This window comes from Nocardia sp. (genome assembly GCF_025465275.1).
In the GTDB taxonomy this organism is placed as follows: domain Bacteria; phylum Actinomycetota; class Actinomycetes; order Mycobacteriales; family Mycobacteriaceae; genus Nocardia.
Genome location: NZ_JAODNK010000074.1, coordinates 102,488 through 122,162, shown reverse-complemented (window position 1 = coordinate 122,162; position 19,675 = coordinate 102,488). Strand labels below are relative to the sequence as shown.

Below are 19,675 nucleotides of genomic sequence, written 5' to 3'. Positions count from 1 at the left end.
CTCAGGTCTCGCCCCGAGATCGAGAGCACTGACCGGGGCAGGACCAGGGTTTCTGTCTGCCGGTTGCATGCGATGGCGAAGGAATCAGGCACCGGGCCTCAACCGCCCGGTGCCAACTGCATTGTTGCCGCGAAGCCAGATAGAGGAGACATAGTGGCGATATCGGACCCCCAGCCGGATGTGTCAGGGCCGCCCGCCGGTCGGACCACCGGACTGTTCCGCACCAAGTCCGTCGAGCAGTCCCTGCGCGACACCGACGAGCCGGATGCCAAACTCCGCAAAGACCTGACCTCGTGGGACCTCACCATTTTCGGTGTCGCGGTCGTGGTCGGCGCCGGTATCTTCACCCTCACCGCGCGCACCGCCGGCCAGATGGCCGGACCCGCGGTCTCCCTGGCCTTCGTCTTCGCCGCCGTGGCCTGCGGCCTGGCCGCGCTCTGCTACGCAGAATTCGCTTCCACCGTGCCGGTGGCGGGCAGCGCGTACACCTTCTCCTACGCCACCTTCGGTGAACTGGTCGCCTGGATCATCGGCTGGGACCTCATTCTGGAGTTCGCGCTCGGCACCTCCGTCGTCGCCAAGGGCTGGTCGCAGTACCTCGGCACGGTCATGGGCGACCGCCCCGCGATCTGGCACTTCGGCTCGGTCAAATTCGATTGGGGCGCAGTACTTCTCATCGCGGTCCTGGCCGTGCTGCTCGCCATGGGCACCAAGCTGTCCTCGCGGGTCTCGGCGGTCGCGGTCGCCATCAAACTGGCCGTCATCGCACTGGTCGTGGTGGTCGGCCTGACTTACTTCAAGGCCTCCAATCTGAAGCCGTTCATCCCCAAATCGGTTCCCAACACGGGCGCCGAAACGAGCAAGCTGCATCAGACGCTGTTCCAGCTCGTCACCGGCGGCGGCCACAGCAGCTTCGGCTGGTACGGCCTGCTCGCCGCGGCCAGCATCGTGTTCTTCGCCTTCATCGGCTTCGACGTGGTCGCCACCGCGGCCGAGGAGACCAAGAACCCGCAGCGCAATGTGCCGCGCGGCATTCTCGGCTCGCTCGCCATCGTCACCGTGCTCTATGTGGCGGTATCGCTGGTGCTGACCGGCATGGTGCCCTACACCGATCTGCAGGGCGAGGACGCCACTCTCGCCACGGCTTTCGCGGTGCACGGCGTCACCTGGGCCAAGAACATCATCTCCATCGGTGCGCTGGCCGGTCTGACCACCGTCGTCATGGTGTTGTTCCTCGGCCAGACCCGGGTGCTGTTCGCCATGTCGCGCGACGGGCTCATGCCACGCAAGCTGGCCAAGACCGGATCCCGGGGCACCCCGGTCCGCATTACCGCCATCGTCGGCGTCATCTGCGCGGTGCTGGCCGGATTCGTGGACTTCGGCACCCTCGAGGAAATGGTCAATATCGGCACGCTCTTCGCGTTCGTGCTGGTGTCGCTCGGCGTGGTCGTGCTGCGCCGCACCCGCCCCGATCTGAAGCGCGGCTTCCGGGTGCCGCTGGTGCCGTTCGTGCCGATCCTGGCGGTCATCGCCTGCGCCTGGCTCATGTTCAACCTGTCGGTGGAGACCTGGCTGCGGTTCGTCATCTGGATGGCCCTCGGCTTCGTCGTGTACTTCCTTTACGGCCGCAAGCACTCGCTGCTGGGCAGGGCGAACGCGGAAGTTATCAAAAATCAGTAGCTGATCGGCTGCTCGAGTTCGGTGCCGGTGGTGTGTCGTCATGACTCGACCTGGCTGGATGATGTGTAATGGCTCCAACTAGTGAGAGTTGCGACACAAGATCCGCCCCACCAGCACCACCTCAGCATCCGAGAGGAACCGATCGTGAGCATGCTCCTCGCTATGCACGAGACATACACGACCGTTGTCGCGCAGATCGGCAACCCGACACCGGAGACTCCACCGGTGGCGGACAAGCTGATGAAGCTGGTCCGGTACTTCACCTGGTTCACCATGCTGTCCGGCGTCACCGCCATCACCTACGGTGGCGGCCGCTTCGCCTGGGAGAAGTGGAGCGGCGGCAATCTCGAATCGCCGAAGATGGTGGCCGGAGCCATGATCGGCGGCGCCACCGCCACCAGTGCCGGAACGATCATGAATACGGTCATCGGCAACTGACAGCGGCCGCGATGCGAATCAGAGCACGGGTGCACCGGAAAGCCGGTGCACCCGTCGCTGTTTCCGGTGGGGCCTACTGGCCGAGCATGGCGTTCATCTGATCGATCTCGGCCTGCTGGCCGGTGACGATCGCCTGGGCCATGGCCTTCGCCTCGGCGTTCGTGCCGTTCGCGAGTTCGGTATTCGCCATGGCGATCGCACCCCTGTGATGCTCGATCATCATCTGCATCCACTGCTTGTCGAAATCGGGGCCGGACAGGTTTTCCAGCGACTTCATCTGATCGGCCGACATCATGCCCGCCATGCCCTCATGGCCCATGGTGGCGCTGGGCGCACCCTTGCCGAAAGCCTGCAGCAGCGTGGTCATCTGCTGCATCTCCGGCGCCTGCGCCTGCTCCACATTCTTGGCGAGAGTGATCAGCTGCTGATTCTGCGAGCGGCTCGGGACCAACTTCGCCATCTCCACCGCCTGTGCGTGATGGGGGTACATCATCTGCAAGAAGGTGACATCGGCATCGTTGAAATCGCTGCGGGTGGCGGGCTGCGCCGCCGTGCTCGTGGCGGCGCCGTGATCCATGCCGGACATGGTCGAGGTGCTGGTCGCGGCGGGAGTCGAGGACGAATCGTCCGTGCTACAGCCCGCGGCGATCAGGGCCAGTGCGGCGGTGCCCGCGACGACGGCGAACTTGATACGGGTAGCGGTGAACATGGTTGTACTCCTTGGTGATTGCTCGTGAACCTGGCGATAGGCATGCGAAAACCCGCGTCCGCGTGGGTGATACGCGGCAGCGGCGGTCCATCAGACGCGCAGAATCGCCAATTCGGCCAAAGAGAGCACCGTCCATGGAGGGGGACGGGCGCGGTGCGGGCTCGGTTGCCGCACCGTGGTGGTCGGGGTATCGCGCTGCCGGAGACCGAACCAGCCCAGCAGGGCCAGGCCGAGTGCCAGCAGGAGCGTGGTGAGTACGAAAAGGCAGCCGTGCATTCCGGCGTGGCCGCTCTCGCAATCGCCGCCGGGGCAACCGGGCATGGTCATGTCGTGCTCGGCACTCATCGCGCCCATGACGGTGACCATGGCGGAGTCGCCGGTCGGTGCGGTGGTGTGGCTCGAACCCATCCCGAAAATCACCGAATGCATGATCGCGACCCCGGCGAGCAGGGTGAACAGCCCGAATGCCCGGAGGTACCGGGTTTCGTGTGCCTGCAGTTCCACCACGGCGGCCATTCTAATACCCCCGCCTGGTATCGCCGGAGGGCGCGCCCGGGGCGATCGGGTGGCGCGCCCGGAACGGCACTGCCGCGGGTACGCGCAGACCGGACGTTAGTCTGACGCCGTGTCACAGCGCGAACTGGTCATTCTGGGAACAGCCAGCCAAGTACCGACCAAACAGCGCAACCACAATGGATATCTATTGCGCTGGGACGGCGAAGGACTGCTCTTCGATCCGGGGGAGGGCACCCAGCGGCAGATGATCTATGCGGGGGTATCCGCCACCGACCTCACCCGCATCGGCATCACCCACTTCCACGGCGACCACAGCCTCGGACTGGCCGGGGTTGTACAGCGCATCAGCCTCGACAAGGTGCCGCATCCGGTCGACGTCTACTACCCGGCCTCCGGGGAGCAGTACTTCCAGCGGCTGTGCAGCTCCACCGCCTACCACCAGACCGGTGAACTGCGGCCGTACCCGATCACCGAAGCCGGTGAACTACCCGGGCCCGCAGCGCCTTTCGCGCTGCATACGGCGCCGCTGTCGCATCCGGTGGAAGCCTTCGGCTATCGGCTCACCGAACCCGACGGGCGCCGCATCGTTCCGGAGCGGCTGCGCGAGTTCGGGCTTTCCGGGCCGGTGGTCGGGAAATTGCAGCGGGACGGCGAGGTGGAATTCGACGGGCGCACCGTCCGGCTCGACGAGGTCAGTGAGCTGCGGCGGGGGCAGAGCTTCGCATTCGTCATGGATACGCGGCTGTGTGCGGGTGTGCATGAGCTGGCCGCGGGGGTGGACATGCTGGTTATCGAGGCCACCTTTATTGATGCCGATACGCATCTCGCCACGGAATTCGGACATCTGACCGCGGGTCAAGCCGGTGCGGTCGCTGCCCGCGCGAAGGTTCGCACCCTGGTGCTCACCCATTTCTCGCAGCGGTATCGGACGCTCGATGTGCATCTGGCCGAGGCGAGGGCCCAGTTCGACGGCGAGATCGTGGTGGCCGAGGATTTGATGCGGATCCCGCTGCCGCCGCGCCGCTGACCAGGGCTCCGGTGTCCGGCGGCGAGGTCCCCGGATCACCAGTGCGCGATCTGGCCGGAATTTGTGGGGGTGCGAAGTTCGCGGCGGCATTTCGGGGTTCAATGTCGCCGGGCATGATGTTGTACATGGATGCGCACGAGGAACTGATTGCTCTTGCCGACCGGTACTGGGACGCCATGCTGGAGTCGGCGCCCAGTGAGGCAACGCTGTTGGGGGACAGGCGATTCGACGATCGGATCGAGGATCTGTCGGAAGCCGCCGAACAGCGGCTGCTCGGCACCTGGCGGGAGCTGCTGACGCAGGTCGACGCCCTCGATCCCGGGCGATTGAATGCCGAGGACCAGGTCACCCGCAGTCTGCTGCGCACCGAACTGGCCTCCGCCGCAGCCAATCTGGAATGGCGGCCGATCGAGCTGGCCTCCGATCAGATGACCGGTGTGCATGCGGCCCTGCTCACCATGGCTCCCCAGCTGAATGCGCCCGAGCCGGAGCATGCGCTGAAACTGGTGCGGCGCTATCGGCAGTTCGGTGCGCTCCTGGACCAGGCCGTGCAGCGCTTCCGCGCCGGGCTGGCCGCCGGGCGCACACCGGCGCGCATCGCCATCGAACGTTCGCTCAATCAGCTGGACGGGTACCTGGCCTCGGATATTGCCGCCGATCCGTTTGTCACCTTCCCCGGCCCGCCGAACTGGGACGGTGAAACCGCCTGGCGCGCAGACCTGGCCGAGGTGGCGCGGGATGTCATCCGGCCCGCCTTCCGCGCTTACCGGGATGTGCTCGCCGATGAGCTGCTACCCGCCGCACGCTCCGATGAGCAGCCCGGGCTGTGCTGGCTCGGTGACGATGGCGCGAATATCTATCGCACCCTGTTGCGGCAGCACACCACGCTGTCCGACCTCGGTGCGGACGAGATCCATCAGCTCGGTCTCGACGAATTGGACGGGCTGCGTGCGGAGTACGCCGAGGTAGGTGGCCGGCTCTTCGGCCTCACCGGCCTGAACGAGATCTTCGCCCGGCTGCGCGAGGATTCCGGGCTGCGCTACGGCGACGGTGAGGAGATCATGGTCGATGCGCGGCAGTGCCTGGCCGCCGCGCAGGCCGAGATGGGGAACTGGTTCGGCCGGCTGCCCCGGGAGTCCTGCGACATTCTGCCCGTTCCGGAGTTCCTGGCGGCGGATGCGCCTGCGGCGTATTACTTCCCGCCCGCCGCCGACGGTTCCCGCCCCGGCGCGTACTTCGTCAACCAGCATGATCCCAAGGGTCGCAATAGGTATGAGACCGCCTCGGTCGCCTACCACGAGGCCATTCCGGGGCATCACCTCCAGCTCACCATTGCCAATGAGCTCGACCACCTGCCCCGCTTCCAGCGCATGTCCTTCTCCAATACCGCCTTCGTGGAGGGCTGGGCGCTCTACACCGAGCGCCTGGCCGACGAAATGGGCCTGTACACAGACGATCTCACCCGCATCGGCATGCTGGCCGCCGACTCCTGGCGCTCCTGCCGCCTGGTCGTCGACACCGGCCTGCACGCCAAGGGCTGGACCCGCCAGCAGGCCATCGACTTCATGGTCGCCAATGCCCCCGTCGGGGTGGACGAAATCCGCACCGAAGTAGACCGCTACATCGCCATGCCCGGCCAAGCCGTCGCCTACAAAGTCGGTCAACTCGAAATCCGCCGCCAACGCGCCGCCACCGAACAGCGCCTAGGCCCCACCTTCGACATCAAAACCTTCCACGACAAAGTCCTAGGCTCCGGCTCCGTAAGCCTCCCCGTCCTCCGAGATCTCGTCGCCACCCTCTGACCACCAGCCGAGTCACAGCCCGTTACGGCGACGGCCGGCGTCCGCGCGGAGAGGTCGACTCGCTGTGCGCCGCAATGCGATCGCTTCTAGCCGCCGCTTCCCAGGGCGCGTCGCATTCGCACCATCGGGCCGCAGGCGGCCACGTGTCCGGCACAGCGTCTCGGCTACGGGGTGAACATGCTCGCTCTGACCCATAGTTCGGGCGATCTATCGGCCACGCTGGGCGGATCACAGCGGGCGTCCTCTTGCTGGGGGTTCTGCCTTCGGGATTCGGTCTGCGCGGCCGACCTCGATTCGGCAGTCGTGCTGGGGGAGGGCCTGACGGGGAGGGGCGGGTGTGATTCGCTGATTGGGTGGCCGGGGCGATTTGTCGGTTACCGCGGTTGTGGACGGTTGCGGGCTGGGCGGTCGGCGGCTTCGGAATAGGCGCAGTTGCACGGTGTTCGACTCGATTGTCGGGTCGAATTGATGAGGGGGTTGCTGGTGACTGCTACCGAATCGGCGTCGGCTGTCGGGTTGCGGTCTGAGCGGGGGCCGGTGTTGGGGGCCATTATGTTGGCTACCTCGCTGGTTGCGCTGGACTCGACCGTTATTGCTACCGCGGTGCTCACGATTACCGATCAGCTCGGGGGGTTTGCGCAATTCCCCTGGCTGTTCAGTATTTATCTGCTGGCGCAGGCGGTGACGGTGCCGGTGTACGGGAAGCTCGCGGACATGGTGGGGCGGAAGCCGGTGATGCTCTTCGGGATTGCCGTTTTCGCGCTCGGTTCGCTGCTGTGCGGGCTGGCGACCAGCATGCTTGGGCTTATTGTCTTCCGGGCGGTACAGGGGATCGGTGCGGGTGCGGTGGGGCCGATGGCCATCACCATTGCGGGTGATATCTATACCGTTCAGGAGCGGGCGAAGGTGCAGGCCTATCTAGCCAGCGTCTGGGCGGCCTCCTCGGTGCTGGGCCCGCTGCTCGGCGGGGTATTCGCCGAATACATCAGCTGGCGCTGGATCTTCCTGATCAATCTGCCGCTGGCGGCGGTGGCGGCATGGATGATCCTGCGGAAGTTCACCGAAAGCGCACCGCGGCAACGGCATCGGATCGACTACCTCGGGGCGGGGCTGCTCACGGTCGGAGCGGGCGGGCTCATGCTCGCGCTGCTGGAGGGCGGGCAGGCGTGGGCGTGGACCTCACCGGCCAGCATTGCACTCTTCGCGGCGGGCGTGCTGGTGCTGATTCTGTTCAGCCTGGTCGAGCGCCGGGCAGCGAATCCGATTCTGCCGCTGTGGGTTTTCACCCGCCGCATCATTGTGGCCAGCAGTCTGGTCTCGTTGCTCGTCGGCGCGGTGCTGCTCGGCCTCACCTCCTATGTGCCGACCTTCGCGCAGAGTGTGCTCGGCACCGGAGCGCTGGTCGCCGGGCTGACGGTCGGAGCGCTGACCCTCGGCTGGCCCATGACGGCCTCGCAAGCCGGAAAGGCATACCTGCGCATAGGTTTCCGCGCCACCTCTCTCATCGGCAGTGTGCTCGCGGCGATCGGCGCGGCCACGCTCCTACTGGTGAACGAGGGCTCCACACTGCTACAGGTGGCACTGGGCTGCTTCATTGTCGGCGCGGGCATGGGCCTGGTGGCCAGCCCCACTCTCATTGCCGCACAGTCCAGTGTCGACTGGTCCGAGCGCGGCGTTGTCACCTCCACCAATATGTTCGCACGCTCGCTGGGCAGTGCGCTCGGCGTGGCGCTCTTCGGCGCGCTGGTGAATTCGCGCATCGGCCGCACCGATCACCCGGCCCCACAGGACCTCTCACCCGCCATCCACCTGGTCTTCCTCGGCGTCGCCGCCATGGCGGTGGTCATGATCGCGGCGGCGGCCATGATGCCTAGAAACTGATCAGTTTGATTTGTCCGTTATTGCTGGTCGAGCAAACTTTGAGATCCGCCAGACACGGCCCCGATGGGACGCGTCGGCAATGATCCAGCACACTGTAGGTGTGGTTGAGGTCGAGGACGTGCTGAGCCGATTGCGGCGGTTTCCGGATGTGGAGGCGGTGAACCTCTACGCGGTCGATGCCGCTGATCGGTTGCTACTGGATGTCGCCGCCGATTCCCTTGCCGCAGCAGGGGATGGCCGGGTGGCGGTGATCGACGACGGGTACGGTGCGCTGACCCTCGGCGCCATTGCCGCGCACGACCTGCGCGGCATTCGGGTGCACCAGGATCTGCTCACCGGCGAACTCGCCCTGGCCAATAATGCGCGCCTGGTCGGACTGGCGGATCGCTACACCGCCATGGAGTTGGGCGAGCGGCTGCTCGCGGACGTGCGGGTCGTGCTGTGGCGGCTACCGCGCGCGCTCTCCGGACTGGCCGAAACCGCCGATGCCATTGCGCGCTACGCGTCCCCCGAGGTCCGGGTGTACGCGGGCGGGCGGGACAAGTACCTGACCCCCGCCATGAATGACGTACTGGCCGAATCCTTCGGCTCCGTCCAGGCCAGCCGCGGGCGGCAGAAATCGCGTGTCCTGCTGGCCACCGAACCGAAAACTGCTGGGGATCCCCAGTTTCCGGTGCGCAACCAGCTCGATGATCAGGGTCTCGAGGTGGTCGCCCACGGCGCCGCGTTCTCCGGTTCGCGGCTGGATATCGGCACCCGCTTCCTGCTCGACTACCTCAGGCGGATGAAGCCCGATGCCCGCGATGCCATCGATCTAGGTTGCGGCACAGGCATTCTCGCGGTGGCACTGGCCAAGGCGCGGCCCGGAATCCGCATTACCGCGACCGATCAGTCGGCCGCGGCCGTCGCCTCCACCCGCGCCACCGCCGAGGCCAATGCGGTCGCCGATCGGGTGACCGTGCTGCGCGACGATGCCATGTCGAGCGCACCGGACAACAGCGCCGATCTGGTGCTGTGCAATCCGCCCTTCCATGTCGGCGCGGCCGTGCACACCGGATCGGCTATCAAGATGTTCCAGCAGGCCGGTCGCGTGCTGCGGCCCGGCGGCGAGCTGTGGACCGTCTACAACTCGCACCTCAATTACCGCGGGGTCATGGAGCGCATGGTCGGCAAGACCGAGGTGATGGGCCGCAATCGCAAATTCACCGTCACCCGCTCGGTGCGCGGGCTGCACACCTCCACTGCGGTGGACCGGGACGCGAGCTGAAAGACCGACCAGCACAATAGAGGCATGGGCCGAATCGATCTTCGTATCTTCACCGAACCTCAGCAGGGCGCGAGCTACGACACCCTGCGCACCGTGGCCAAGGCCACCGAGGACCTGGGCTACGACGCCTTCTTCCGCTCCGACCACTACCTCGCCATGGGTGATGCCGACGGGCTGCCCGGACCGACCGACGCCTGGATCACCCTCGCCGGTCTCGCCCGGGAGACCAGTCGCATCCGCCTCGGCACGCTGGTCACCGCCGCCACCTTCCGGCCGCCCGGTGTGCTGGCCATCGAGGTCGCGCAGGTCGACGCCATGTCCGGCGGCCGCGTCGACTTCGGTTTCGGCGCAGGCTGGTTCGAGGGCGAGCACACCGCCTATGGCATTCCGTTCCCCGCTGACAAGTTCGCGCGCTTCGAGGAGCAGCTGGCCGTCATCACCGGCCTGTGGGGCACCCCGGCCGGAGAAACCTTCTCCTACACCGGCGAGCACTACACGCTCACCGATTCCCCCGCGCTGCCCAAGCCCGCGCAGGCCAAGATCCCGGTCATCATCGGCGGTATGGGCGCGAAGCGGACGCCGCGACTGGCCGCGCAGTACGCCGATGAATTCAATGTGCCGTTCCAGTCGCCCGAGGCTTGTGCCGAGCAGTTCGACCGCGTCCGCCGGGCCGCCAAGGGCATCGGCCGCGATCCGGAGGAGTTGACCTTCTCCAATGCGCTGGTGGCCTGTGTCGGCGCGACCGATGCCGAGGTAGCGCGGCGCGCGGCGGCCATCGGCCGGGATGTGGACGAGCTGAAGGCCAATGGTCTGGCCGGCAGCCCGGACGAGGTGGTCGCGAAGATCGGCCGCTATGCCGAGGTCGCCGGAACCACGCGCGTCTACCTGCAGATGCTGGATCTGCAGGATCTGGATCACCTGGAGCTGATCGCCGATCGGGTCATGAGCCAGCTGGGCTAGTTCTCGAGCTGTTCCGGGGCATGGCCCCGGGACTACGCTCGCCGTTTGCGGCACAGCACGTACAGTAAAGGTCAGGTAAAGTCCGACTGGTCCGATCCGTGCCACTTGGGAACTTGCCAGCGGCACGGGTCGTTGATTCGCTAGAACGAGGCCACGACCACCGTGGGCCGCGACTCCAGAAAGGGAAGCGCCTTGCGCACCACCTCCAACCCGGTTTTCCGGAACCTGACGCCCCAGCAGAACGGCGGCTATGCCGGCTTCGGCTCGGCGCCCGCTGGAGCCGGACAGCCCAATCCCCAGTACGGTCAGCAGCCCCCGCAGTACCCGCCCTACGGGTACCAGCAGCCCAACCAGCCCGCGGTGCCGCTCACCCGGCCCATGACCATCGACGATGTTGTCACCAAGACCGGCATCACGCTGGGTGTGGTGACCGTCGGTGCGATCATCTCCTACGCGCTCACCGCGTCCAACCACTCGCTGGCCACGCCGTTCGTGATCGTCGGCGGCCTGGTCGGCTTCGTGCTCGCCATGATCGCGAGTTTCGGTCGCAAGCAGAACAATCCGGCGCTGGTGCTCAGCTACGCGGCCTTCGAGGGTCTGTTCCTCGGCGCGCTGTCGTTCATGTTCACCAACGTTTCCTTCGGCGGTGTCGGCGGTTCCGGGCTGATCGCGCAGGCGGTGCTCGGCACCTTCGGCGTGTTCTTCGGCATGCTGGTCGTCTACAAGACCGGCGCCATCCGCGTCACCCCGCGCTTCACCCGCATGATCGTCGCCGCCATGATCGGCGTTCTGGTCCTGATGGTCGGCAATATCATCGCCTCCTTCATCACGCCGGGCGGTCTGGGCCTGCGTGACGGCGGCACCATGTCGATCATCTTCAGCCTGGTGGTCATCGCCGTCGCCGCGTTCAGCTTCCTGCTGGACTTCGACGCGGCCGATCAGCTCATCCGCGCCAATGCACCGGCGCAGGCGGCCTGGGGCGTGGCGTTCGGCCTGACCGTCACCCTGGTCTGGCTGTACATCGAGATCCTGCGCCTGCTGAGTTACTTCCAGCGCGACTGATAACGGTGGCGCACAACTGAATACCTGAATGGGCGGGCCTCGGAATTCCGGGGCCCGCCCATTTCGTTGTTCGGCGAATCCCGCGCGCCGCGATGATCAACCCTGTACCACCCGGCCCTGCAAGATGTCCGTGGCGACATGATTCTCTCCGCAGTCCTGCGCGAGTATTGCGATGCCGCTGGCATTCTCGGTCCGCAGCGGCAGGATCGCCTGGTAGGCGGGCGACTGATACCAATCCAGAGCTGCCTGGTAGTCCGGGAATTCGATGACGATGGCCGCTGCGTTCGCAGGCCCCTCCTGCACCGACTGCAACCCGGCGTGCACGAGGAACTTCCCCCCGAACGGCGCCAGTGTCGAGTCGATCCGCTCGAGATACTCCACGATCCCCGCATTGAGATCGACATCGTAAAGCTGCGCAATGGCGTAACCGGGCATGCTGGGCTCCTCATTCGGTACTGCGTACTCCTTTGATACCCACAATGTTTCCCGCTCCCGAGAGCGAAGTCGATTACCTGCCAGGTAATACGAAGAACGGCCCCCCACCGAAGTAGGGGGCCGCGCAACGAATCTCGGGTACTAGCTCAGGCGCTCGATGACCATTGCCATGCCCTGGCCGCCGCCCACACACATGGTCTCCAGCCCGAACTGCTTGTCCTGGGTCTGGAGGTTGTTGATGAGGGTGGCGGTGATGCGGGCGCCGGTCATGCCGAACGGGTGGCCGAGGGCGAGGGCGCCACCGGAGATGTTCAGCTTGTCGTGGTCCATGTTCAGTTCGCGGGCAGAGCCGAGGACCTGCACCGCGAAGGCCTCGTTGATCTCGTAGAGGTCGAGGTCGCCGATGGTCATATTGGCGTAGCCGAGGGCCTTGCGGACCGCCTCGATCGGGCCGAGGCCCATGATCTCGGGGGACAGGCCGGAGACGCCGGTGGATACGATGCGGGCCAGCGGGGTCAGGCCCAGCGACTTGGCCTTGGTGTCGCTCATGATGACCAGCGCGGCGGCGCCGTCGTTGAGCGGGCAGGCATTACCGGCGGTGACGGTGCCGTCGGGGCGGAAGACCGGCTTGAGCGAGGAGATCTTCTCGTAGGTGGTGCCGGCGCGAGGGCCGTCGTCGGTGGTGACGATGGTGCCGTCGGGCAGGGTCACCGGGGTGATCTCACGCTCGAAGAAGCCGGACTTGATGGCCTCTTCCGCACGGTTCTGCGAACGCACAGCCCAGTGGTCCTGGTCCTCACGGGAGATGCCGGTGTAGGTGGCGACGTTCTCCGCGGTCTGGCCCATGGCGATGTAGACGTCCGGCAGGATGTCGTTCTCGCGCGGGTCGATCCAGGTGGCGTTGGATTCCGCGGTGGCCTTGGTGCGGGCCTCGGCCTCGGCGAAGGTGATGTTGTGGGTGTCGGGCCAGCCGTCGGAGGTGCCCTTCGGGAAGCGCGAAACCGTCTCGACGCCGGCCGAGATGAACACGTCGCCCTCGCCGGCCTTGATGGCATGCAGGGCCATCCGGGTGGTCTGCAGCGAGGAGGAGCAGTACCGGTTGAGCGTGACACCGGGCAGGTAGTCGTAGCCCAGCTGCACCGCCACGGCGCGGGCCATATTGAAACCGGACTCACCGGCGGGCTGGCCGCAGCCCAGCATCAGATCGTCGATATCACTGGCGGCCAGGGCGGGCACCTTGTCGAGCGCGGCCTGCACCATCTGAGCCGCGAGGTCGTCCGGTCGCATGCCCACGAGCGAACCCTTGCCTGCGCGGCCGATGGGCGAGCGGGCGTACGAAACGATAACGGCCTCAGCCATGAGGACTCCTTTAAGTGCGGGGGTGAACCACTTCGAATCTACGACGGGTGTGTCGTGCATCAAACATCCGGTATGCCGGTATCCCAGTGATTGAACTGTGGAATATCCCTCACTCGCGGGGGCTCTCGTGCCCCGCTGCCTCTCGGCAGCGGGGCACGACCTGGGGCAAGGGCTTATTGCGGTACGTCGAAGGCCCCGGTCTGCGGGATGTTCGCCATGTCCGTGTATGACGTCACCACGATGTGCCCGGGCCCGGTGTCCTGGAACAGCGCGTACTGCACGCTGCCGTAGATGCCCGCGGTCACGACCACCCGGTATTCGCCTGCCGCACCGGTGTTCATATTGCGCCAGGCGACGGTGGTCAGGTTCTCGCACAGGGGTGCGAAGCTCCACTCGCCCGGACCGATTCCGACGATCGGCTGTGCCCGCACATTGATGATGGCCCGGCCCGGCCAGTCCGGGCTGGTGTCTGCCCACACTCGAATACTGCCGCCGCACAGCCCGTCCCGGAAGAGGGTCGGTACCTGCGGAAATTCCACGGTCCGGGCCTGTGCCGGCGGGGCGGAAACGATCATGGTCGCGCCCGCGAGGGATCCGAACATCAGGGCTGCACGCACATAGGTCGGGCTCCTCATGCGCCGATGGTAATTTCCCGCGACGGTGAGATCGCCTACGTGCGCGAAAGCCTCCATATCCTTTCTGCAACGATGAGGGGTATGCGCATCGCTGACTCCGTCGTGGATCTGATCGGAAACACCCCCCTCGTTCGATTGAACTCGGTGGTGGGTCCGAACTCCGGACTGGTGGCGGCGAAGGTGGAGTACCTGAACCCCGGCGGCAGTTCCAAGGACCGCATCGCGGTCAAGATGATCGACGCCGCCGAAGCGGCCGGGTTGCTGAAGCCCGGCGGCACCATCGTCGAACCGACTTCCGGTAATACCGGCGTCGGCCTGGCCCTGGTCGCACAGCAGCGCGGCTACCACTGCGTCTTCGTCTGCCCGGACAAGGTCAGCGAGGACAAGCGGAATGTGTTGCGCGCGTACGGCGCCGAGGTCGTGGTCTGCCCGACCGCGGTCGCGCCGGAGGATCCGGACAGCTACTACAACGTCTCCGATCGCCTGGTGCGCGAGATCGACGGCGCCTGGAAGCCGAACCAGTACTCCAACCCGGGCGGTCCGGAATCGCACTACGAGACCACCGGTCCGGAGATCTGGCGGGACACCGACGGCAAGGTCACGCACTTCGTGGCGGGCGTCGGCACCGGCGGCACCATCACCGGCACCGGCCGCTACCTGAAGGAGATCTCGGGCGGCAAGGTCCAGGTCATCGGCGCCGATCCCGAGGGTTCGGTGTACTCCGGCGGCACCGGGCGCCCGTACCTGGTCGAGGGTGTCGGCGAGGACTTCTGGCCCAGCGCCTACGACCCGGCCATCCCGGACGAGATTATCGCCGTCTCCGATGCGGACTCCTTCGAGATGACCCGCCGCCTGGCGCGCGAGGAGGGCCTGCTGGTCGGCGGCTCCTGCGGTATGGCCGTGGTGGCGGCGCTCAAGGTCGCCGAGCGCGATCCCGATGCGGTTGTCGTCGTACTGCTTCCGGACGGTGGCCGCGGCTACCTGTCCAAGATCTTCAACGATCAGTGGATGAGCTCCTACGGCTTCCTGCGTTCGCGCCTGGACGGTTCGACCGCCGAGGTGCACGTCGGAGATGTGCTGCGCGGCAAGACCGGTGAGCTGCCGGATCTGGTGCACACCCACCCGCAGGAAACGCTGCGCGATGCCATCGAGATCCTGCGCGAGTACGGCGTCTCACAGATGCCGGTGGTCGGCGCCGAGCCGCCCGTCATGGCCGGCGAGGTCGCGGGCAGCGTGACCGAGCGCGATCTGCTCTCCGCTGTGTTCGAGGGCCGGGCCAAGCTCACCGATTCGGTGGCGCAGCATATGAGCCCGGGCTTCCCGCTCATCGGCTCCGGCGAGCCGGTATCGGCGGCGACCAAGCTGCTCGAGTCCACCGATGCGCTCATGGTGGTCGACGACGGTAAGCCGGTCGGCGTCATCACCCGCCACGATCTGCTGGGCCACCTCAGCGACGGGGCGCTCTGACCCCGTTCACGATCTTCGAAAGGTCACGCCAGATTTCGCGAGTTCGGGGTAACTCCCCGGGTACTCCCAGAATCGTCTCGGCACCCGACTGCTGGTACGCGTGCAAATCAACGTACGGCTCCCCAGCCGTGCGTTGAAGGCGCGGAGAAGCGGGCCAGTGCCGGTCGTGCGGATTACTCGCGTGTGATTTGTGGCGCCGCTCTTGATCATTCGGTTCTGCATTGGAAATCACAAAGCCCGGCCGAGGGGATAGCTGCACCGTTACTGTCCGTTTACTGTCGCCGGGCAGTCTTGGTGACTATGAACCCGAGACAGTTGCTGATCTGGGTGGCATTGTCGGCCGCTGTGCTGGCCGGTGCGGCGCTGCTCGATCGTCTGGGGTTCCCGGCTCCGCAGATGATTCTCGCGATCGTGGTGGGCGCGATCCTGGCCATGACCAATCGGCTGCCCCGGCCGCTGCCGCGCCAGGTGAGTGTCGGCGTCCAGGCCATGCTGGGTGTGCTGATGGGCAGTTATCTGCAGGTATCGCTGCTGACCTCGATCGGTCTCGATTTGCTGCCCGTACTGGCCGTCACGGCGGCCACCATTCTGGTCAGCGTCGCGGTGGCATTGGTCTTCGCGCGGGTCGCCGAGGTGGATGTGCCGACTGCGACGCTGGGCATGCTGGCGGGTGGTTCCGCCGCCGTGGTCTCCGCCGCCGATGAGCTCGGCGCGGACCCGCGCCGGGTGGCGTTCATGCAGTATCTGCGCGTCGCGCTGGTCGCGCTGAGCGCGCCCGCGGTGGCGGCGCTGCTCGACGATGAAGAGGGAATGGCTTACCGCCCAGCGACTCTCGGCGGTTCGGTGACGGATCCCTCACTGCCGTACTGGATGATCGTCGGCCGCGGTGATCAGGTCGCCGGTATCTCGACGGCAATCATGTTGTGCCTCATAGGGATTTGGGTGGGCCGCCGCATCGGATTGCCGAATGCGGCGCTGCTGGGCCCCATGCTGCTGACCGCGGTGCTCACCGCCGCGGGTGTCAGTCACGGCTATGCGCCCACACATCTGTTCAAGGATCTGCTGTTCGTGCTCATCGGGTTCGAGGTCGGTACCCGCTTCACCCGGCAGGTGGTGCGTGAGATGGCGCGCATGATCCCGGCCATGACCGTCGCGGTGCTCGCGCTGTCGGGTCTGGTCGCGGTGATGGCGCTGGGATTGGCGCACTTCGTCGATCTCGAGATGTCGGATCTGTATCTCGCGACCACGCCCGGCGGAATCAATGCGGTGCTCGCGACGGCCGACAAAATGAATGCGAATCTGCCGCTCATCACCAGTGTGCAGACCATTCGGCTGCTGCTCATGATGTTCATGCTGCCCCTGCTCATGCGCACTTTGCGGCGGTTCGGCACACCCCGACCGGCTGTTACCCAAGTTATCCAGTGATGCGCGTGTGATTGGTGCCGGGCATTGCTGAATGATCGCTTTGCTATCGCGAAACGCCGAGAAATGGGCTGAAACGGGTATATCGCAAAAGTCGGACTAAATTGTTCTGTGATCTGAAACACTTAATGGTTTCAATTGGATCACCAGGTCAGTGCTTGTATTGATGCAGGTCTAAGGATCTCCAAGCGAGCCAGTTCACCTCCCGTTCAGTTTTGGTTCACGCTGTGTTAAACAAGCGCAATCAAGCTGTGACCTTGTTGGAAACAGACCACAAGTCTGGTTGGTGCGAGGAGATGTCGACACAGATGCGGAACGTGAACACGACAACGGTGTGATGAGGCACCACGGCCCGAAGCGGCCGGCGCAGTCTCTGCAGACCTCCTGAAGCACCGAATTTCCCTGGCCCGTAACGGGTCTCACAACAGAAACCAGAAACAGCCCCAGTGCAACGCCGGACGTCGAGAGACGTCCCGTAGTCGAGCGCTGCCTTTTTCAGGCCTGCGAGCCCCAGAAACCGAACAGGAATCTACATCCATCATGCCTACGAATACCCTGACTGCTCTGCGTTGCCCTGCTAGGCGTAGCAAGGTAGTTGCCGCCGCCCGTACGGTCGGCACCGCCGCTCTTGCTCTCGGAGTCTTCGGCTCCATCATCACCGCCGCGGGCACTGCCTCCGGTGATGTGCACCCGGTCGCGCTGAAGGAGACCCTGGCCGCCGCGACGGTTCCCGCTGTCCCGGCCGCTGCAGCCCTTCGTGCGGCTCCGGCCAACGTGGCACCGGCTGCGGCTCCGGCCCCCGCCCCCATGCCGGCACCCGCTCCGGTCATTCCGGTCGCGCCGCCCGCGCCGGTCTACCCGAACAACCTGGACGGCTGGATTCGTCAGGCGCTGGACATCATGTCCGCCCACGGCATCCCCGGCAGCTACGAGGGCATCCTGCGCAACGTGCTGCGTGAGTCCAGCGGCAACCCGCAGGCGATCAACCTGTACGACTCCAATGCGGCCATGGGCATCCCGTCCAAGGGCCTGCTGCAGGTCATCGATCCCACCTTCAACGCGTACCACGTGAACGGCACCTCGGCCGATGTCTGGGATCCGGTCGCCAATATCGTGGCCGCCTGCAACTACGCCGCCGCTCGCTACGGCTCGATGGACAACGTCAACAGCGCGTACTGAGCCCCGAGTAGCGCGGACCGAGCTGATAACGCGCACTCAGTCGATCCGACCCCGTCAGAGCCCTCCCTGAGCCTTCGCTCCGGGAGGGTTTCGGCTTTCTGCGTGAATGTCCGGCAAATCACAGGCACCCGATTTGGCAACTATTTCGCAAACCACCGAATCCGGTGATCAACAACGGGTATAACCGCCCTTGGAGTAGTTCCGGCACTCGGCCGGAACAGCCGGAGCAGATAGCGAAGGGACGGGGTTCATGAACACCTCGAGTTCGGCTATCGATTTCCAGCGGGGCCTCTCGGACGCGTGGAGCTCCGTCGCCACGTTCGTGCCGAAATTCGTCGGTTTCCTGGCCATTCTCATTGTCGGCTGGATAGTGGCGAAGATCGTCGCCCGGCTGGTGACCAGGATCTTGAATCGGGTCGGCTTCGACCGGCTGGCGGAACGCGGCGGCATCCAGGACATGTTGGCCCGCAGCCGCTACGACGCCACCGGCATCATGGCCAAGCTGGCGTATTACGCGGTACTGCTGCTCACGCTGCAGCTGGGTTTCGGTGTGTTCGGGCCGAATCCGATCAGCACCATGCTCGACGGCATCGTCGGCTGGCTGCCCAAACTGGCGGTCGCGATCGTCATCATCTGTATTGCGGGCGCCATTGCGCGCGTGGTGATGGACATGATCGCGAATATGCTCAGCGGCCTGTCCTACGGGCGCATGATGGGCCGGATCGCGGCCGTATTCATTTGGGGCATAGGCATTGTCGCGGCGCTCAATCAGATCGGGGTGGCGACCTCGGTCACCATGCCCATCCTCATCACCGTGCTCGCGGTCATCGGCGGTGTGCTCGTCGTCGGTGTCGGCGGTGGCCTGATCCGGCCCATGCAGCAGCGCTGGGAAGGCTGGCTGGAAACCGTCGAAGGCGAGATGCCCGAGGTGAAGGGGCATGCCGAGGCGTTCCAGCGCGGGCGTGAGGATGCCGCGCGAGCGCGGCAGGCGGCGCACCAGCAGATGCTGGCGCAGCAGGGCATGATGGGCGGCCAGCGGCCCATGGCCGGCCAGCAGATGCCGCCCGGAAAGTGGGCTGAGCAACCCGTTGGCTCGCCTGCTGGCTACGGCCAGCCGGGTCAGCCGGATTACGGTCAGCAGCGCGGATACGGCGGCCCGGGGCAGGGCGGAATGCCCGGCCAGAGTGGAATGCCCGGACAGGGCGGGCAGATGCCGGAGCACGGCGGGCAGATGCCCGATAATGGCAATCAGCCCGGAATGCGCTGAGCGCCCAAGTCCCCGTCATCCCGGCATGTTTTTGGCCGGGATCTACCCCGGCGTGATGGATCCCGGCCAAAAGCGCGCCGGGATGACGACGTGAACGCGCCGGTATGACGACGTGAAGCGGCCCGCGTACTTCGGTACGCGGGCCGCTTTGTCGAATATCGTTGTGGGGCTCAGGCTTTCGGCCGAGACCTACCCGAGGTGATGATCAGGCCGTGCGGGCGAGTGAGCAGACCGCGGCGAGCCGTAGATGCACCCAGTCGGCCTGCTGCCATTCCGTGGGAGTGGTCGGCGCTTCCAGGCCGATCCCCGGCAGGTCTTCGAGCAGTCCGCGCGCATAGCCGGCCAGCAGCACGCTCACCGGCACCAGGCTCGAATTCTGCACGCCCACTTCGAGAATGTCGCGCACGGACGCGGCGTGCTGATCCACCACCGCGGCCACGCCCGGGAACTCCTGTGCGGCGCTGAGGGCCGGGGCTCCGTGCGTGCGCTGCAGGCGGTTCAAAGTCTTACGCGCCGAGACGACGAGCAATGCGGAGCCGGGCAAAAACACCTGGTCATGCTAGCAATCA

18 protein-coding genes are annotated in these 19,675 nt (G+C 65.8%); 12 read left to right on the top strand and 6 right to left on the bottom strand.

Annotated features, from left to right (window positions below; translation table 11 throughout):
• The first annotated feature begins 153 nt into the window (after positions 1–153).
• On the top strand, positions 154–1,680 hold the full coding sequence (locus JWN03_RS17920; RefSeq protein ID WP_441343010.1) for an APC family permease: 1,527 nt from the start codon (positions 154–156) through the stop codon (positions 1,678–1,680).
• A 150-nt stretch (positions 1,681–1,830) separates the two neighbouring features.
• The gene (locus JWN03_RS17915) at positions 1,831–2,118 is read left to right on the top strand and encodes a hypothetical protein (RefSeq protein WP_297616097.1); all 288 of its coding nucleotides are present in this window, start codon (positions 1,831–1,833) and stop codon (positions 2,116–2,118) included.
• A gap of 73 nt (positions 2,119–2,191) precedes the next feature.
• Here JWN03_RS17915 and JWN03_RS17910 read toward each other — a convergent pair whose 3' ends face one another.
• Together JWN03_RS17910 and JWN03_RS17905 are read right to left on the bottom strand one after the other, a co-directional pair.
• Positions 2,192–2,827, bottom strand: coding sequence for a DUF305 domain-containing protein (locus JWN03_RS17910; protein ID WP_297615954.1), 636 nt, complete (start codon positions 2,825–2,827; stop codon positions 2,192–2,194).
• Positions 2,828–2,917: 90 nt separating this feature from the next.
• Entirely contained in the window at positions 2,918–3,334 is a 417-nt protein-coding gene (locus JWN03_RS17905; protein WP_297615952.1) for a DUF6153 family protein, read from the bottom strand.
• A 118-nt stretch (positions 3,335–3,452) separates the two neighbouring features.
• Between JWN03_RS17905 and JWN03_RS17900 the strand changes: the two genes are divergently transcribed.
• The 6 genes from JWN03_RS17900 (at position 3,453) to JWN03_RS17875 (ending at position 11,342) form a co-directional block, all read left to right on the top strand.
• The gene (locus JWN03_RS17900; protein ID WP_297615950.1) at positions 3,453–4,370 is read left to right on the top strand and encodes a ribonuclease Z; all 918 of its coding nucleotides are present in this window, start codon (positions 3,453–3,455) and stop codon (positions 4,368–4,370) included.
• Positions 4,371–4,495: 125 nt separating this feature from the next.
• Positions 4,496–6,172, top strand: a complete 1,677-nt coding sequence (locus JWN03_RS17895; protein ID WP_297615948.1) for a DUF885 domain-containing protein — start codon at positions 4,496–4,498, stop codon at positions 6,170–6,172.
• Positions 6,173–6,640: 468 nt separating this feature from the next.
• Positions 6,641–8,053 carry an MDR family MFS transporter gene (locus JWN03_RS17890; RefSeq protein ID WP_297615946.1) on the top strand — a complete coding sequence of 471 codons (1,413 nt, stop codon included), beginning with the start codon at positions 6,641–6,643 and terminating at the stop codon, positions 8,051–8,053.
• A gap of 79 nt (positions 8,054–8,132) precedes the next feature.
• Positions 8,133–9,320 carry a class I SAM-dependent methyltransferase gene (locus JWN03_RS17885; protein ID WP_441343009.1) on the top strand — a complete coding sequence of 396 codons (1,188 nt, stop codon included), beginning with the start codon at positions 8,133–8,135 and terminating at the stop codon, positions 9,318–9,320.
• 33 nt (positions 9,321–9,353) lie between these two features.
• The gene (locus JWN03_RS17880) at positions 9,354–10,280 is read left to right on the top strand and encodes an LLM class F420-dependent oxidoreductase (protein WP_297616095.1); all 927 of its coding nucleotides are present in this window, start codon (positions 9,354–9,356) and stop codon (positions 10,278–10,280) included.
• Between the two features lie 192 nt (positions 10,281–10,472).
• Positions 10,473–11,342, top strand: a complete 870-nt coding sequence (locus JWN03_RS17875; RefSeq protein WP_297615943.1) for a Bax inhibitor-1/YccA family protein — start codon at positions 10,473–10,475, stop codon at positions 11,340–11,342.
• Between the two features lie 96 nt (positions 11,343–11,438).
• On the opposite strand, the gene JWN03_RS17870 is transcribed toward JWN03_RS17875, so the two are convergent.
• The 3 genes from JWN03_RS17870 to JWN03_RS17860 all read right to left on the bottom strand — a co-directional run bounded on the left by JWN03_RS17870 (position 11,439) and on the right by JWN03_RS17860 (position 13,771).
• Positions 11,439–11,777: a DUF1330 domain-containing protein gene (locus JWN03_RS17870; protein ID WP_297615941.1), complete on the bottom strand. Its 339-nt coding sequence runs from the start codon at positions 11,775–11,777 to the stop codon at positions 11,439–11,441.
• Positions 11,778–11,918: 141 nt separating this feature from the next.
• Positions 11,919–13,136, bottom strand: coding sequence for an acetyl-CoA C-acetyltransferase (locus tag JWN03_RS17865; protein WP_297615939.1), 1,218 nt, complete (start codon positions 13,134–13,136; stop codon positions 11,919–11,921).
• Between the two features lie 173 nt (positions 13,137–13,309).
• Positions 13,310–13,771 (bottom strand): hypothetical protein, encoded by a 462-nt coding sequence (locus JWN03_RS17860; RefSeq protein WP_297615937.1) that lies wholly within the window; start codon positions 13,769–13,771, stop codon positions 13,310–13,312.
• Positions 13,772–13,852: 81 nt separating this feature from the next.
• On the opposite strand from JWN03_RS17860, the gene JWN03_RS17855 reads away from it, so the two are divergent.
• From JWN03_RS17855 to JWN03_RS17840, 4 genes are all read left to right on the top strand, one after another.
• Positions 13,853–15,238, top strand: coding sequence for a cystathionine beta-synthase (locus JWN03_RS17855; RefSeq protein ID WP_297615935.1), 1,386 nt, complete (start codon positions 13,853–13,855; stop codon positions 15,236–15,238).
• A 300-nt stretch (positions 15,239–15,538) separates the two neighbouring features.
• Positions 15,539–16,663 (top strand): AbrB family transcriptional regulator, encoded by a 1,125-nt coding sequence (locus tag JWN03_RS17850; protein ID WP_297615933.1) that lies wholly within the window; start codon positions 15,539–15,541, stop codon positions 16,661–16,663.
• Positions 16,664–17,200: 537 nt separating this feature from the next.
• Positions 17,201–17,839, top strand: coding sequence for a transglycosylase SLT domain-containing protein (locus JWN03_RS17845; RefSeq protein WP_297615932.1), 639 nt, complete (start codon positions 17,201–17,203; stop codon positions 17,837–17,839).
• 250 nt (positions 17,840–18,089) lie between these two features.
• Positions 18,090–19,106: a mechanosensitive ion channel family protein gene (locus JWN03_RS17840; protein WP_297615931.1), complete on the top strand. Its 1,017-nt coding sequence runs from the start codon at positions 18,090–18,092 to the stop codon at positions 19,104–19,106.
• A gap of 205 nt (positions 19,107–19,311) precedes the next feature.
• On the opposite strand, the gene JWN03_RS17835 is transcribed toward JWN03_RS17840, so the two are convergent.
• The gene (locus JWN03_RS17835) at positions 19,312–19,656 is read right to left on the bottom strand and encodes a DUF6401 family natural product biosynthesis protein (protein ID WP_297615930.1); all 345 of its coding nucleotides are present in this window, start codon (positions 19,654–19,656) and stop codon (positions 19,312–19,314) included.
• Between the last annotated feature and the right edge of the window lie 19 nt (positions 19,657–19,675).

Bases quoted from the DNA above. Each gene is read 5' to 3' on its own strand.
- JWN03_RS17915 (WP_297616097.1), top strand. From the start codon at position 1,831: ATGCTCCTCGCTATGCACGAGACATACACGACCGTTGTCGCGCAGATC.
- JWN03_RS17910 (WP_297615954.1), bottom strand. From the start codon at position 2,827: ATGTTCACCGCTACCCGTATCAAGTTCGCCGTCGTCGCGGGCACCGCC.
- JWN03_RS17895 (WP_297615948.1), top strand. From the start codon at position 4,496: ATGGATGCGCACGAGGAACTGATTGCTCTTGCCGACCGGTACTGGGAC.
- JWN03_RS17890 (WP_297615946.1), top strand. From the start codon at position 6,641: ATGAGGGGGTTGCTGGTGACTGCTACCGAATCGGCGTCGGCTGTCGGG.
- JWN03_RS17885 (WP_441343009.1), top strand. From the start codon at position 8,133: ATGATCCAGCACACTGTAGGTGTGGTTGAGGTCGAGGACGTGCTGAGC.
- JWN03_RS17870 (WP_297615941.1), bottom strand. From the start codon at position 11,777: ATGCCCGGTTACGCCATTGCGCAGCTTTACGATGTCGATCTCAATGCG.
- JWN03_RS17865 (WP_297615939.1), bottom strand. From the start codon at position 13,136: ATGGCTGAGGCCGTTATCGTTTCGTACGCCCGCTCGCCCATCGGCCGC.
- JWN03_RS17860 (WP_297615937.1), bottom strand. From the start codon at position 13,771: ATGAGGAGCCCGACCTATGTGCGTGCAGCCCTGATGTTCGGATCCCTC.
- JWN03_RS17855 (WP_297615935.1), top strand. From the start codon at position 13,853: ATGCGCATCGCTGACTCCGTCGTGGATCTGATCGGAAACACCCCCCTC.
- JWN03_RS17850 (WP_297615933.1), top strand. From the start codon at position 15,539: ATGAACCCGAGACAGTTGCTGATCTGGGTGGCATTGTCGGCCGCTGTG.
- JWN03_RS17845 (WP_297615932.1), top strand. From the start codon at position 17,201: ATGCCTACGAATACCCTGACTGCTCTGCGTTGCCCTGCTAGGCGTAGC.
- JWN03_RS17840 (WP_297615931.1), top strand. From the start codon at position 18,090: ATGAACACCTCGAGTTCGGCTATCGATTTCCAGCGGGGCCTCTCGGAC.